This is a genomic window from Pseudomonas sp. ICMP 10191, assembly GCF_001467335.1.
Classification (GTDB): Bacteria; Pseudomonadota; Gammaproteobacteria; order Pseudomonadales; family Pseudomonadaceae; genus Aquipseudomonas; species Aquipseudomonas cerasi.
This window is the reverse complement of the sequence record NZ_LKGW01000111.1, coordinates 18,911-33,449: the sequence shown is the minus strand read 5'-3', so window position 1 is coordinate 33,449 and position 14,539 is coordinate 18,911. Positions and strand designations below refer to the sequence as shown.

Here is a 14,539-nt window from a genome sequence, read left to right as displayed (position 1 = left end):
CGTCAAAGCAACGGGGCTACTGTCGGCTCATTGCGTGGCCAGGCGTCGAGCACGGCCTTGAACAGCGTGGCCAGCGGAATCGCAAAGAATATCCCCCAGAACCCCCACAGCCCACCGAACAACAGCACGGCGCAGATGATTGCGACCGGGTGCAGATTGACGGCCTCGGAAAACAACAGAGGCACCAGCACGTTGCCATCCAGCGCCTGAATGATCCCGTGAGCGATCATCAGGTAGATGAACTGATCACCCCAACCCCACTGAAACAGACCGATCAACGCCACCGGCACGGTGACCACCACTGCGCCGACATAAGGCACGACCACCGATATGCCGACCAGCATTGCCAGCAGCGCCGCGTAATTGAGCCCGAGCGCGGCGAAAGCGATGTAGGTCACGCCACCACAGATGAAAATCTCGATGACCTTGCCGCGAATGTAATTGGCAATCTGGCGCTTCATCTCATCCGCCACCCGGTTGATCAAGGCACGCTCACGGGGCAGATAACCACGCGCCCAGCGGCCGATCATGTGCCGATCCTTGAGGAAGAAGAACACCAGAATCGGTACCAGCACCAGATAGATCATCAGGTTGACCAGCAGAGGCAGACTGGAGATCGAGAACGTCAGCGCCAACTGACCGATCTTGCCCACTTCACCACGGGCGACTTCAATGGCCAGCAGCACTTGCTCGTCGGACACCAGATGCGGATAACGCTCGGGCAGCAACAGCAGTACCGACTGCCACTTGGCAAGCATGCCCGGTGCTTCGTTGAACAAGGTGATCAACTGATGCCAGAGCAGAGGCACCAACACCAGCAGGAACACCAGCAATACGCCGATGAACAGGGTGAATACCAGACCGACGGCGGCCATTTCAGGCATGCGCAGGCGTTCCAGAGCGCTGACCAGACCATGCATCAGAAACGCCAGCACCAGACCGGCGAGAACCGGCGCCAGCATGCCGCCCAGCGTCAGGACAAGGGTGAACGCCAGAAACAGCAAAACTGCCAGGACCACCGCTTCCTCGTCAGAGAAATAGCGTTGCACCCAATTGCGAAGCACATTGAACATCAAACATCCTTTTCGAAAAAAACCGCAGCAATGGATCAGGCCTTGCGCAGCCAGTAACGATAAATGCCAGCATCGACCTCTTCATACAGCAACTCATGCCCGGCAAGCCTGGCAAAGGTTCGAAAATCGCGCTGCGAACCGGCATCGGTGGCAATGACTTTAAGCACCGCACCGCTGGCCAGGCGGTTGAGCTCCATCTTGGCTTTCAGCAGGGGCAGCGGACAGTTGAGACCACTGGCATCCAGTTCGGCATCACAGGCCTCGGGGCGCACTACAGCGTCAGACATCGTTTCTCTCCAGGCGGACACATCGAATTACAAAGCGGGGCCGAAAAGGCAGCACGAACAAGGCGGCAAGAATACCTCACTCTGGTCAGCACGCCATTGAGCCAGCTACAGTACAGGTTCTTCTGACCAGAGCTTCATGCATGAATTTTTTGCGTCCTACACTGCTCACTCTCGCCTGCCTGTTCGCTACACACGGCATGGCGGATGACCTCCCCTCACTGGGTGACGCCAGCTCCTCGATTGTCTCTCCCGAACAGGAGCACCGTCTGGGCCGTGCGTGGCTGGGGTTGCTGCGCGGCCAGGTGGCGCAGCTGTCGGACCCGCAACTCAAGGACTACGTCGAAACCTCGGTCTACAGCCTTGCCGAGACCAGTCAGGTTCAGGACCGGCGGCTTGAATTCATCCTGATCAACAGCCCGCAACTCAACGCCTTTGCCGCACCCGGCGGGATCATCGGCGTCAACGGCGGTCTGTTTCTCAATGCTCAGACCGAGGGCGAGTACGCTTCGGTATTGGCTCACGAGCTGGCTCACTTGTCGCAGCGCCACTTCGCCAGAGGCATAGAAGCCCAGCAACGCATGCAGGTGCCAGTCATGGCCGCGATGCTGGCAGGTATCGTCATGGCAGCCGCAGGCGCCGGTGATGCGGGTATCGCCACCATCGCCGGCTCACAGGCCGCCGCGATCCAGGAGCAACGGCGCTTTTCACGCCAGAACGAGCAGGAGGCCGACCGCATCGGCATTCTCAACCTGGAGAAGGCCGGTTATGACCCGCGTAACATGCCGACCATGTTCGAGCGCCTCATGCGCCAATATCGATTCGACGCCAGACCTCCGGAGTTTCTGCTGACTCACCCGGTCAGCGAATCGCGGATCGCCGACACACGCAACCGTGCCGAACAGGCCAAACCGGGCGGTAAGGAAGACAGCGTGCTGTATCAACTGATGCGCGCCCGCGTGGCACTGATCTATGAAGAAACGCCTGGCATCGCCGCCAAGCGCTTCCGTGCGCAACTGGTTGAAAACCCGAAATCCGATCCGGCGCGCTATGGCCTGGCCATCGCACAGATCAAGGGCGGACAGTTGAACGAGGCCAGGGAAACCCTCAAGCCATTGCTCGAAAAAGCGCCGAACGACATTACCTACAACCTGACGCAGATCGACCTGGACATCACCAATAACCGGCTGGCCGATGCGCAGCAGCGTGTCGATCGCATGCTGACGCTGTACCCCGGCAATTATCCGCTCAACGACGTGCGTATCGACGTGCTGCTCAAGCAGAACCGGACGGCCGAAGCCGAGAAAAGCCTTGAAGCCCTGCTCAAGACCCGCCCGGACGATCCGGACATCTGGTACGTCGTGGCGGAAACCCGTGGCCTGAATGGCAACACCATCGGACTGCATCAGGCGCGCGCCGAGTACTTTGCGCTGGTCGGTGATTTCCGTCAGGCGATCCAGCAGCTGGACTTCGCCAAACGCCGTGCGGCCAATAATTTTCAGCTGGCATCACGGATCGATGCGCGGCAAAAGGATCTGATCGAGCAGGAGCGGATGGTCAAGGACATGATGAACTGATCGTCCGGCGCAAGGCGCCCGATACGACCACAAATGAAAAGCCCGACGCTTCAGTCGGGCTTTTTCATCACAGCGGTCAGGCGTTGCCTGCCTGTCGCAAGCGCGCTGCCTGAGTGAAGTCCAGCATGCGTTGCAATGGGCGCACGGCATTGGGGATCAGCGCCGGGTCGACGAATATCTCGTTACCGCCCTCACGCAGGCACTGCAAGGTGCGCTCAAGCGTATTCATCGCCATCCACGGGCAATGTGCGCAACTCCGGCACGCCGCGCCGTTACCGGCCGTAGGCGCCTCGATAAAGATCTTGTCCGGACACAGCTGCTGCATCTTGTAGAAGATGCCGCGGTCAGTGGCGACGATGAACGTCTTGTTGGGCAAGCGTTGCGCTGCAGCAATCATCTGGCTGGTGGAGCCGACCACGTCAGCCAGCTCGATGACCGCTTCCGGCGACTCCGGGTGAACCAGAATCGCAGCCTCGGGGTACAAGGCTTTCATGTCTTCGAGCTGCTTGGATTTGAACTCTTCGTGGACGATGCAGGCACCGTCCCACAACAGCATGTCGGCACCGGTTTCACGCTGAATGTAGCGGCCCAGGTGCTTGTCTGGCGCCCAGATGATTTTCTCACCGTTGTCCATCAGGCTCTCGACGATCTCCAGCGCACAGCCTGAGGTCACTACCCAGTCCGCACGGGCTTTGACCGCTGCCGAGGTGTTGGCATACACCACCACCGTACGCTCCGGATGCTGGTCGCAAAAAGCGGAAAACTCGTCGACCGGGCACCCCACATCGAGCGAGCAGGTGGCCTCGAGCGTCGGCATGAACACGCGTTTTTCCGGGTTGAGGATCTTCGCGGTTTCGCCCATGAAACGTACACCCGCCACCAGCACAGTACTGGCCGCGTGGTTATTGCTGAAGCGCGCCATTTCCAGAGAGTCGGCCACGCAGCCACCGGTTTCCTCGGCCAGCGCCTGGATAACCGGATCACAGTAATAGTGAGCGACCAGCACGGCGTCCTGCTTCTTGAGTTCCTCAGCAATGTCGGCACGGTAACGCGCCTGCTCTGCCGGGCTCAACGTCCTGGGCTGTTTGGCATCAAGATGCGCCTGCACCAGGAAACGTTCGGAGATCTGTGTCATGTTCACGGGACCTGAAAGCGCCAGTGCGCGAAAGGCAAGTTTACACCCGAAATACAGGCAATAAAAAAAGCCTGACAGAGGTTGTGCCATCTGTACAAAGGCTTATGGCTGATATCCGATGGATATCGGCCAGACTTCTTGAGGCGCGCCGATTCTAGCGCCAAAAAACTGATTTAACAGCTGTTTCTGGCTCATCAGGCAGCGATGAGAAGCGTTCCTGAAGACCCGCTTGCCGAGGCGTGATTCCGACCGGCGACTCAATGAAACGACGCACGCTATGCCATGTCACAACCATCAGACCCCTTGTGACGGAGAAAATGACATGGCAGGCGAATCGACCAATACCCCGGTGTGGTTCATCACCGGCTGTTCCACCGGCTTCGGCCGCGAACTGGCCAAACTTGTCATCGCTCGCGGCTGGCGCCTCATGGCAACGGCCAGGGACAAGTCGCGAGTCGCAGACCTGGCCGAGGGTGCAAAAGGCCAGGTACTGGTGGTCGACCTCGACGTCGGCAAGGCAGACCAGATAGAAGCCGCCGTGGCTGCCGCAAAGGAGCAGTTCGGCAGAATCGACGTACTGGTCAACAATGCGGGTTACGGTTATCAGAGCTCGATCGAAGAAGGCGAAGACGCTGAAATCCGTGCCCAGTTCGATGCCAACGTGTTTGGTCTGTTCGCCGTCACCCGCGCCGTGCTGCCGATCATGCGTGAGCAACGCAGCGGCCACATCATCAATATCACTTCGGTTGCCGGCCTTATCGGCTTTCCGGGATCGGGCTACTACGCAGCCTCCAAGCACGCCGTCGAAGGTTTTTCCGACGCGCTGCTCGCGGAGGTCAAGCCATTGGGGATTTCCGTCACGTGCGTAGAGCCGGGGCCGTTTCGAACCGACTGGGCAGGACGCTCATTGCGCCAGACGCCATCGCGCATCGACGACTACAAGGACACTGCCAGCAAGCGTCTGGAGTCGACCAGACAATCGAGTGGCAATCAGGCCGGGGACCCGGTACGTGCCGCAGAGGCGATGGTCGCCCTGACCCAAAAACCCGATGCGCCGCGTCATCTTGTATTGGGTAGCTGGGGGTATGACGCCGTGGTGGCTGATCGTCAGACACGCTTGAAGCAGATCGAGCAGGTTCGCGACATCAGCATCGGCGCGGACTTTCCGAAAGAGTGAGGTGCTGAGCACTGCACAGCTGCCAGGCAGGGACGATGAATGCTGTCAGGCACGCATCGCCCGCCCGTTCTCAAACGTTGGTCCAGTCACTTAAATCGCCAGCCCGCAGTTGAGAATTGATCTCCTGCAACTGATGCAAAGGAAGTGCTCCCAGAGGCTTCCCCTTTGCCTGCTCGGCCACTTGAGCTGCCAGGTTTTGCCGAAATGCCTGTATTTGTTGCGCGTCCAGATACTGAGCTTTTTGGCTTTTTTGGCCTTTAACACGCACGACTATGTCGGTAGGCAATTCAAAGCCCTTGACCGCGCACCCCAGGCACAATGTGGCGAAATCACCCAGGCTACGCACCTCCACTTCTTTCAGCTTCCCACCATTCTCCGGACTTCCGGCAAGTGGGTGCTCGGTATCCTGATAGGAGTGCTGTGTGGTTTTCGAGCGTAATTTGATTTCATGCGTAGACAGGTTGTTGATTTTCTCGAAACCGAACACCAGTGGAACAATGGCTCCCTTGTTCAACAAACCCAGGTAAGGGGCCTTGCCATTTTCCAGAGAACGCTGCAGTTCACTCGCCGCCTGATGATAAAAGCGATTCAGCTCTTCACCCTGTAACTTCTTTACCTGCCCATCGACTCTCAACTCAATCGAGCCAGGTAACCTCAGTGAGTCCAGATGCTCGCCCAGTGGGGCATTGATGAATGGGAGCCCGCCTAATTTATTGATGTACCCGCCATGCAGTAAACGTTGCAGCCACGCAGCACCTTCGATATGCAGCGTCTCTGGGCTGCTCACTTCGATCGATGGCGCGAGTTCATTGGTGGAGAGCGATCTGCCGTTGTCCAGCGCATGCAGGATCACTTGCGCCATTCGGTGTTGCTGAGCGCGCGAGTAAGCATTGCTGGGATGCATCCCCTCACCTCTCGCATAGACTCTGGGCTTGCTGCGCAAGTCTGCACGAGTGGTTTCAGCGCTCGCACTCTCCCGCGTTCGATCAGAGAAAAACACCTTGCCTTCAAGAGACTGGGTTCCACCCTTTGCATCATTGACACCGCCCCTGAGCGCTCCCGACTGCAGGATTTCCAGGCCCCAGGGCGTTCCGTGCAGAGCCTCGGGCTTGGTATAGCCCAGTTGCGCAGTCGGATTGAGTGACTGCAGTAATGCCATGCGCAGACTGGAACGGCTGCGCTCGTCGATATCACGCATAGTGTCGAGGACGTCCAGAGGCGAGTGCCCTTGTGCATCCAGTTTATTGGCGCGCGCGCCCTCATTGCGCAGCTGCGCTACGGCCTTGCTGTCGCGACTGACCACTGCAGCATGCAGCGCAGTGCCAGGCGATGGCGCTTGAGTTGCCGGCGAATGAGCGGGCGGGATGAAAGACGGAGAATTACGAATGGGGTTCATGGCGGGTCTCATGGCCTAAAACCCCTTGGTGGACCCGACGCAGACAGCGGTTCCAATACAGACAGGTCTCTGTCCGTCACTGAAGGGCGTCTTGCCGTTACGCCGACTCCACCGCCACCTCAATCATGCGTTGTCTTGGATCGGCGACGCATATACCGCACCAACGCCGCGAGAGTCACCAGTGCTACCACCGAAAGGAAGATTGGCAGGCGATACGGCTTCAGGTCACCAAGTAAATGCTGTAACGCCTCTCCGGCCCAATAGCCGGCGCAGACGAACAGGGTTGCCCAGACTGCCGCACTCAGCACATTGATAAGCGCGAAACGCCAAGGCGACAGGCCACTTGCACCTATTACCATGGGCCCTACCAGGCGCATGCCGTAGAGAAAGCGAACAGCGAATACCGAGGTCGTGGGGTAGCGCTGGATGAGCCCCTCGACCCGCCTAATGGCAGACTGGTGACGCTTGAGTCTGGGCAGCAGGCGCTCCCCGGAATAACGTCCGGTCCAGAATAACAACTGATCGCCGAGCATACCGCCCAACGTGGCCAAGCCGATTACTTGCAGCAATTGCAAAGTGCCCTGATGCGCAGCGATACCGCCAAGGATCAACACTGTTTCACCTTCCAACAGGCAGCCCAGGAAGATGACCCAATAGCCGTAGGCGGCGATCAGCGCGTTGAGGTCGAGATGTTCGAACATGGTCTTTCCTGTACGTCTGACATCACTTGAATCCAGGCTGAAAGGCCAGCGTCGTCACTTTCTTCCCACGAGGTACCGTACGCCATGCTCACCAAACACTTCCGAATGGGGCTCGTTACATTCCAGGTGAAAAATATCTCCTGAGTTGTAGGTGAAATCACCATCAGATTTATGGATGACGAGGCTACCGTGCAGAACCAGCGCCATCGCCTCAAAGTTGTGGGCATGCGAGTTCAGCGTTCCAAACGCTTCGCGCTCAACTTCAACAACGGTTCCAAACCCTTCGGCAGCCAGCAGTTGCAAAAAAGCCTCTTTTTCCATTTTTCACTTTTCCTGAATCTTTTGGATGGAGTAGCGAACCTGATCGACGGCTGGAATGGCGGCGCCGGGACAACTAATCACAGCGTTATAGATCACTTTGAGGGAGCAACATTCAATAAGTTTGCCAGCGCTTCCGGCCCTGCCTGCCGAGCACATTGGAGACCATCGCCTAGTGGCAGGGAGTTCCCGAAAAGCGCACACGCAAGCCCCGACTTCCAGCTGGTGAAAGGCCGGTGGTCTGACAATCAAGGGGGCATGTGGGGGAAACGTCTACTGCCACAGAGGCTTCATGCATCAAACGGACGATATAAGGCAGTGTCTGAAGTTCCGGCTCGCGCCGCTGGCAGAAGGTGGTGTGATCCTGTCGGGTGATTTTCACCTTGGTGCGGTAGCAATCGCCAAGCGCATGCGTGGGGTGTTCCTCTCGGCGGGCAAAGCTTGGCGGGTGCAGGGCACACCAGAATTGGTTCGCAGCAACCTGATTCTGGAACTGGGTTTGGCCGAAGATCAGTTCGAAATTATGGACACGTTGCAGGAGTTGCTCGCTGACGGGTCGGTCAAGGCGGTGAGTGAGGTCACCAGCATCAGTCTGGGTGGTCACTCTCCGGAGTCGACCAAAAGCGAAGAGGAAGTTTCAGACTCAGGTATCTACCTGGCATCTGTCCCATCCATCAAAAACACCGAGCTGACCAGCGCCGAGATCGATAAGGCGCTGGGAGGGTTCTCGCTGATGGAACATCAGCCAGCAGGTATCAGGCACCTGCTGCAGCGCACGAGTGCGCTGCTGGCCGACGATATGGGGCTGGGCAAAACTCGCAAGGCGGTGATTGCAGCTGGTATACGCGCCCAAGGCAAACCGGTGCTGGTGATTGTGCTCAACAGCCTGATCATCAACTGGCAGCGCGAGATCCTGATGGTGTTTCCCCAAGCTCAGATCGCTATGCAAACCTTTGATGCCAGTGCTGGCTGGATCATCGTGAACTACGAGAGGCTGGGTGTTTTGTCATGCACGCGAGCCGTTTCGCGGTGATGGTCATTGACGAGGCTCACCGACTCAAGGAACCCACTGCAGCGTGGACACGCCACGGCTTCGACATTGCTGCCCAGGTACAAAACCGCTAACTGTTAACGGGCACGCCAGTGCTCAATCGCGAAGCGGAGCTGCACACACGCTGAGGCTTTCGGGCCATCCAATCGGACAACTGCCCCTCAATGAGTTCTGCGAGCGATTCGCCGGCAGTCCTGAGTTTCGCAAGACGCTTAGAGATGAAATATCTGACTGGATGCTTCGACGCCGCAAGGATGTGCTGCCCAACTTGAAGGGGAAGCAGCGCCAGACTGTGCCGGTGATACTCAGCCAGGTAGAACGTGACGAGTACAACCAGATCATGCGCAGCGACCAGCACCGATTCGCAAGGCTGGGCGCACTGCGCCAACTGCTCGAGCGCGTGAAGGTACGGATCCTCGCGGATCTGATGGCCGAGCTGGACGTGGACGACAAGGTGATCCTCTTCTGCGAGTATCAGGAGTCCGTGGCCACGTTGCGTGAGCACTGCCTCAAGATGGGCGTGGGGTGCGTAACGTTAGTAGGTAGTGACTCGCCCAAGAAGCGACAGAAGGCGATTGATGCTTTTCAGCAGGACCCGGACTGCAGGGTGTTTATCGGCACCCGGTCGGCCGCCGGCACTGGTTACAACCTGACAGCCGCGAACTATGTCTTTTTTCTGGGGCTTCCATGGACACCGGGGCTGCAGGACCAAGCTGAGGATCGAGCCTATCGCAATGGGCAGTTGCGCGTGGTTGTCGTCAAAATCCCCCTAGCTGAGGACACTATCGACCAGCAGCTGTGGCAGATGCTCATGGACAAGCGCGCCCTGGCCAGCGATCTGATCGATCCAGAGGCGGAAGAGCTGAGCAAGCAGACCCTGGCCTGGATGCTTTGACTGTTTCCCATGGAGGGGTGTGACAAAGCAGCTATGATTTTTTCAGTGCGGCCGACAGTTTTAGGCAACTATGACGAATCCTTCTTTTCCGACACTGATGGCACTTTCGCGCGTTAAGCATGTCTGAGCAGTCACTGCCGGGTGCAGTGATCGCTAGTCGCCTAGGGTAGACTTGAAGCAAGGGAACTGCTGAAGTTTTGGTTTTACGGATTTCCGCTGCTTTTAGCATAGCTTTCGGGTTGAAAACGCAGTACTGATGCGTGCAAGCGGCCAGTATTGCTCGGTAGAAGCCTAAGTGACTCCGGGCTGCGGTTCTGACCAGTGGCGAATGCATCTTGGTTTCTAGAGGCTTTCGTTACGATGGGTGGCCTTGTTTTGTTGCTATTGCTGGACGGTAATTTGCATTGAGCCAGCATTTAAAAGGAGGTTGGTCGTGAGTAATGGACTCTATCCATGTACAGCTGCAGATCCCATGGGCACAGGCTCCCAGCAAGGATTGTTGGGCGAAGGGTCATTGCCATGGCCAAGTGTTGTTGCCGCTAGGGCCTTCCCCTCATCCTTGGACATCGCAGGCACTTACGCCACTGACGATTTAAGTGCTGCGGAATTTCTCATCAACGAGCTTAGCTCTCCAGAAGCTGAGCTTTCTCCTGAAGAAACCGAAGACTACTACACGACGCTGATTTTCTTGTTTGGTAAGCTAAAAAAAGCCCCTCACATAGCAGCAAAACAGTTTTTGGAGCTCAAGGAGAAGGCGGAAAAAATTCCGGTCGTGGGCCCTTTGCTATTTTCTACAGCTAACCTGCCAGGCACGCTTGCGAGCGTGGGCGGAATCCTCCATGCAGGCTCGAAAGCAACCAAGGTTGAAAATTTACTCGATCTTAGTAAGTCGACAAAGACGCAGCTTAAAAAATGGGCGGCCTCCCGTGGAAAGCCAGGAAGTGTCTCTGCTCATCGGGCTTTTCGTGGCAGGATCAAGCTAATTCGCGTAGGTGGTAACTTATACTTTGAAATACCAGCCACGGCCAAAGCTAGTATCTATCGAGTGGGCGGTAAGGTCGTAGGTAATACGATTCATGTCCCGGCATACAATACAGCCAAGGCGTTAAGATCGACTGCGCATGTCGACGGCGACTTGTACAGTCAGCGAGGGGTTGGGAAGATGCTCGTCGGGAAAGCCGCCGGCCCGATTCTCGCGTTCGGCCCACAATTGGTTATGGATATAAACAGCGCCACTAGTGGCAGGGATTTTTTAGAGAAAACTGCCTATAGCCAGCCCACGAATGCTTTAGTTTTCGCAAGTGGAGTGGCGCTTGGTGCGACCGTGAGTGCGCCTGCGGTAGTAATAATTGCGATTGGATTAGGTGTGGGCCTCGCAATACAGATTATTATGAGCGACGATGTAAGCGGGTGGGGTACCTCTCTTGGTAATTTGCTGACAGGAAAAGACTAATAATGTTCAATACTGAACCGCATCGATACTTAGCCACCATATGGGGCGCTTGGTTTCTATTCACCATGTTGGCTGTGTTTTCGGCGGCTGTCGTACCCAGCATATTGACTATTCCCTCCGCTGTATTTGTAATGTGGATAACTTACTGGTGTGTTGACTGCGCGTACCGGACTGAAAGATTTAGTAAGTATGCCAGTCTTAGGCTGTTTACTAATCTGGGTGTTGCCCCTGGATTCGCATTTTTAATGGCGTTAGTCGCAACCTACAAGCAGTTCAAGCTGGGACTTGGCACGTCGCTATTGATCAGTTGTATACCTCTAGTTCTCTGCACGATTATCTATTCGCTATTATGTGTATGGCGGAGTCCTAGAAAGTCTCTGGTCGTACGCTCGCAGCGCGTGGAGGTCGTTGAGCCAAAGCAGGAGAATCGTTGGGCACTCGGCACTGTTGGGGGCGGCCTGGGAATATTGATTTATCCAGTTTTCCACGCTTATAGATCGCCAGCGATGCTGCTCGTCTTTCTATTTATAGTTATTGCCCTATTTATGCTGTTCTACCATCGTACCAGTATCTCATCCCTACGTAGTCTGAAGGATCAAGAGGCAAGAGAACATCAGGAATACACATTCATGAATGTGGAAGAGCTTCGTTCAAGGCGCGCGGCGTCTTGGCTTGGCCGCATCTTCGTTACCAAGGTAGACCGATGAGTTTTGCCAGTAGCTAGTTTTCAAGGAGCGTACAATGTTGACAGACCTTCTTTCCATGCTGAGCCCGCAGAATAAAAGGCTTTTCAAGCTAAATACATTTGCGTCCGGCGGTGATGAGGAAATGCTGCTGGAGCATTTTTCTGGTTCAGAAAGCCTCTCCCGACTTTTCGAGCTAAATTTGGCGCTACTAAGCCAGCGTTCCGATGTGAAGCTAAAGTCACTCATTGGCCGCCCCGCGACCGTGGAAATCGAACTTGCCGATGGTTCTATACGATACATAAACGGCTACGTGAACCGCTTCAGTACTCAAGGTAGCGATGGAGGGCTTTCTCGCTACAGTGCGGTACTTGGGCCGTGGTTATGGATGCTTACCTGTAGATTTGACACGCGAACATTTCAAGATAAAACAGTTCAAGATGTGTTAACTGAGGTATTTGGCAGCTATGGAGCATTTCCAAAGTACGAATTTCGCCTGAGCAAGTCCTTAAAAAATCATAGCTATGTCACTCAGTACCGCGAAAGCGACTTCAACTTTGTACAGAGACTTCTTGAAAATGAGGGGCTTTTTTACTATTTCGAGCACACTGCCGACTCGCACGTGATGGTTGTGGTCGATGACTCCAGCACATTAGTGCCTCTAGCGGAGCAGCCTCAGATTCGTTTTCACACAGCCTCAGTGACCGAGACGGCTGACTCGATTACCCAGTGGAGTGCGACTCGCCAACTGCAGTCTGGCAAAATTTCCGTACGTACCTTTGATTACCGCCAGCCAAATAATGCGCTGCCAGTCTCCATGCAGAGTATGAATCAGCAGGGAGACATCGACAGTTTTGAGATATACGATTTCCCAGGGCAGTATACTCATGGAAACTATGAGGATGGTGAGGCAATGGTCCGTAGCCGGATTGAGGCCTTGGAGTTATTAGGTAAAACATTTTATGGCGATAGCAACTGTCGCGCCATGAAGCCGGGCTATACGTTCGAGCTGACCCAGCACTACGAACACGATGCTGGCACCTCTGAAAACCGGCAGTTCTTAATCATATCGGTTGACCATGTAGGTAGTAATAACTACTTGACTGGTGATCAGGCCGGTTACCTCAACAAATTTGTATGTGTTCGCAAAAAAATTGCTTATCGGCCTCAGTTAGCAACTCGCAAACCCTCAATTAACGGCCCACAAACCGCAATTATCGTTGGCCCCCCTGGTGAGGAGATCTACACCGATGAAATGGGCCGCGTGAAGGTGCAGTTCCACTGGGATCGCAACGGCCAGTTCGACGACAAAAGCTCTTGCTGGGTACGCGTCGCCCAGTCCGGTGCAAGTGGCGGCTTCGGCAGTATTCAGATACCCCGTGTCGGAGACGAAGTCGTCGTTGTATTTCTCGACGGCAACCCTGACCGTCCGCTGATCATGGGCAGCCTCTACAACAGCCAGAATACCCCGCCATGGTCGCTTCCGGCGAACAAGACTCAGAGTGGTTTCTTGACCCGGTCGATGAAGGGCGACGGCGGGACGGCGAATTTTTTCCGGTTCGAAGACAAGGCCGGCGCCGAGCAACTCATCATGCATGCCGAGCGCAACATGGACACCGAGATCGAGGTCGACGAAACCCATAAAGTTGGCAACAACCGCACGATGACTGTCGATGGCAGGCAAACCGAGATCATCAAGAAAGACACTGTGATGAACGTTCAGGAGGGCTCACTGACGATTCAGGTGGATAACCAGTTCATCCAGGTCAACGCCAAGCAACACATCATTCTCCAAGTGGGGGAAAGCAGCATCACCCTCACGCCGGATGGCATTGAGATCAAGGGCAACGCTATTACCACAGTGAGCAAGGGTACGACTCAAATCACCGGTGCGCCGGTCAGAGTCAACGACTGACGTGGATGTAGGATTAATAGCGACTGTGATTACTCTATCGATCGTTATGATGATGTGCACTACTTTTTATATCGCACACGCTTATACCGAAAAACTTGAACGCTGCCTCCCCAGCTGTGTGTTTGTAGAACATAACAAGATGGCCTTCTCAAATGCGGGGCTTTTGGGGAAAATCATGCGTTGCAGCATGACTTATTTTTATCTGTGGGTGCCAGGTCTAGGCAAAAAAAGAGGCTTGGCGGATATCGAAGAGATTAAACGCTTCCCCGCAAAGTTCAAGTACCTGCTTACAACCCCTTGGACAGCACAGTTTATTCTTTTTATAGCATTGGTTTTGAGGGGGGTGTCGTTGAAGGTGTAGTTCAACCAGGTGGACGCCATGTGCCTGGGCATGTTGGCCGGGCGTTTGCCTTCGTCGCCGCGATTGCTCTTAGTAATTTCGACGTGGGTGTAGGTGTAGGACGCGATCAGATCCCAGTGCTGATCCAGCCGCGCCTTGATCTCAGCTTCGATGCCACGCTATTGTTGTTCGCCCGACGCCACGGTGAAACCGGTATTCACGCCGCCGACGATTTCCGTCGTCAGCACATTGACCCATGAAGCTCGGATCATTATCTTCTAGTGCTTGCACGCCCGAGTCTGATACTGCTACACCTGCAACACGCCAACTGCCGTAAAGCGCGCTTTCTCCAAGCTGATCGCGCTTTGGAGGATCCATACTGACTGCGCATCCTGTCAGCGACAACATAATCAGAAAGGATGAGCTGAAAGAAAATCGAGATCTCATAAATGGGATCCGTGATTTTGGTGAATGCGAATATCGAATCCTCGTGCTGAGCAACCCTTGGATCGACATCAGGCCGTGGCGGGCATTAGAACGA

The 14,539-nt window shown here is 55.5% G+C and carries 10 protein-coding genes and 2 pseudogenes; 5 read left to right on the top strand and 7 right to left on the bottom strand.

Annotated features, from left to right (window positions below; translation table 11 throughout):
* Nucleotides 1–2 precede the first annotated feature (2 nt).
* On the bottom strand, nt 3–1,073 hold the full coding sequence (locus AO388_RS14305; protein WP_011267087.1) for an AI-2E family transporter: 1,071 nt from the start codon (nt 1,071–1,073) through the stop codon (nt 3–5).
* A 35-nt stretch (nt 1,074–1,108) separates the two neighbouring features.
* Nucleotides 1,109–1,360 (bottom strand): sulfurtransferase TusA family protein, encoded by a 252-nt coding sequence (locus AO388_RS14300; RefSeq protein WP_003368260.1) that lies wholly within the window; start codon nt 1,358–1,360, stop codon nt 1,109–1,111.
* Nucleotides 1,361–1,500: 140 nt separating this feature from the next.
* Between AO388_RS14300 and AO388_RS14295 the strand changes: the two genes are divergently transcribed.
* The gene (locus tag AO388_RS14295) at nt 1,501–2,934 is read left to right on the top strand and encodes a M48 family metalloprotease (RefSeq protein WP_003368258.1); all 1,434 of its coding nucleotides are present in this window, start codon (nt 1,501–1,503) and stop codon (nt 2,932–2,934) included.
* 76 nt (nt 2,935–3,010) lie between these two features.
* Here the strand turns inward: AO388_RS14295 and nadA are convergent, their stop codons facing one another.
* Nucleotides 3,011–4,069, bottom strand: a complete 1,059-nt coding sequence (gene nadA / locus AO388_RS14290) for a quinolinate synthase NadA (protein ID WP_003368256.1) — start codon at nt 4,067–4,069, stop codon at nt 3,011–3,013.
* A 322-nt stretch (nt 4,070–4,391) separates the two neighbouring features.
* Between nadA and AO388_RS14285 the strand changes: the two genes are divergently transcribed.
* The gene (locus AO388_RS14285) at nt 4,392–5,246 is read left to right on the top strand and encodes an oxidoreductase (RefSeq protein ID WP_058416636.1); all 855 of its coding nucleotides are present in this window, start codon (nt 4,392–4,394) and stop codon (nt 5,244–5,246) included.
* A 70-nt stretch (nt 5,247–5,316) separates the two neighbouring features.
* Here AO388_RS14285 and AO388_RS14280 read toward each other — a convergent pair whose 3' ends face one another.
* From AO388_RS14280 to AO388_RS14270, 3 genes are all read right to left on the bottom strand, one after another.
* Nucleotides 5,317–6,642, bottom strand: coding sequence for a hypothetical protein (locus AO388_RS14280; protein WP_058416635.1), 1,326 nt, complete (start codon nt 6,640–6,642; stop codon nt 5,317–5,319).
* 119 nt (nt 6,643–6,761) lie between these two features.
* On the bottom strand, nt 6,762–7,343 hold the full coding sequence (locus AO388_RS14275; RefSeq protein ID WP_054080769.1) for a DedA family protein: 582 nt from the start codon (nt 7,341–7,343) through the stop codon (nt 6,762–6,764).
* A 54-nt stretch (nt 7,344–7,397) separates the two neighbouring features.
* Nucleotides 7,398–7,664 carry a cupin domain-containing protein gene (locus tag AO388_RS14270; protein ID WP_003351897.1) on the bottom strand — a complete coding sequence of 89 codons (267 nt, stop codon included), beginning with the start codon at nt 7,662–7,664 and terminating at the stop codon, nt 7,398–7,400.
* Nucleotides 7,665–7,983: 319 nt separating this feature from the next.
* Between AO388_RS14270 and AO388_RS28690 the strand changes: the two are divergent.
* The 3 genes and pseudogenes from AO388_RS28690 to tssI all read left to right on the top strand — a co-directional run.
* Nucleotides 7,984–9,607, top strand: a pseudogene (locus tag AO388_RS28690) (DEAD/DEAH box helicase); the annotation flags it as partial.
* A 472-nt stretch (nt 9,608–10,079) separates the two neighbouring features.
* A complete protein-coding gene (locus AO388_RS14260; RefSeq protein ID WP_046719775.1) occupies nt 10,080–11,060 on the top strand; it encodes a hypothetical protein in 981 nt (326 codons plus the stop codon).
* A gap of 741 nt (nt 11,061–11,801) precedes the next feature.
* Entirely contained in the window at nt 11,802–13,658 is a 1,857-nt protein-coding gene (gene tssI / locus AO388_RS14250; protein ID WP_046719777.1) for a type VI secretion system tip protein TssI/VgrG, read from the top strand.
* A 333-nt stretch (nt 13,659–13,991) separates the two neighbouring features.
* On the opposite strand, the pseudogene AO388_RS27490 reads toward tssI, so the two are convergent.
* A pseudogene (locus tag AO388_RS27490) lies at nt 13,992–14,249 on the bottom strand (TonB-dependent receptor domain-containing protein); the annotation flags it as partial.
* Nucleotides 14,250–14,539: the final 290 nt, after the last annotated feature.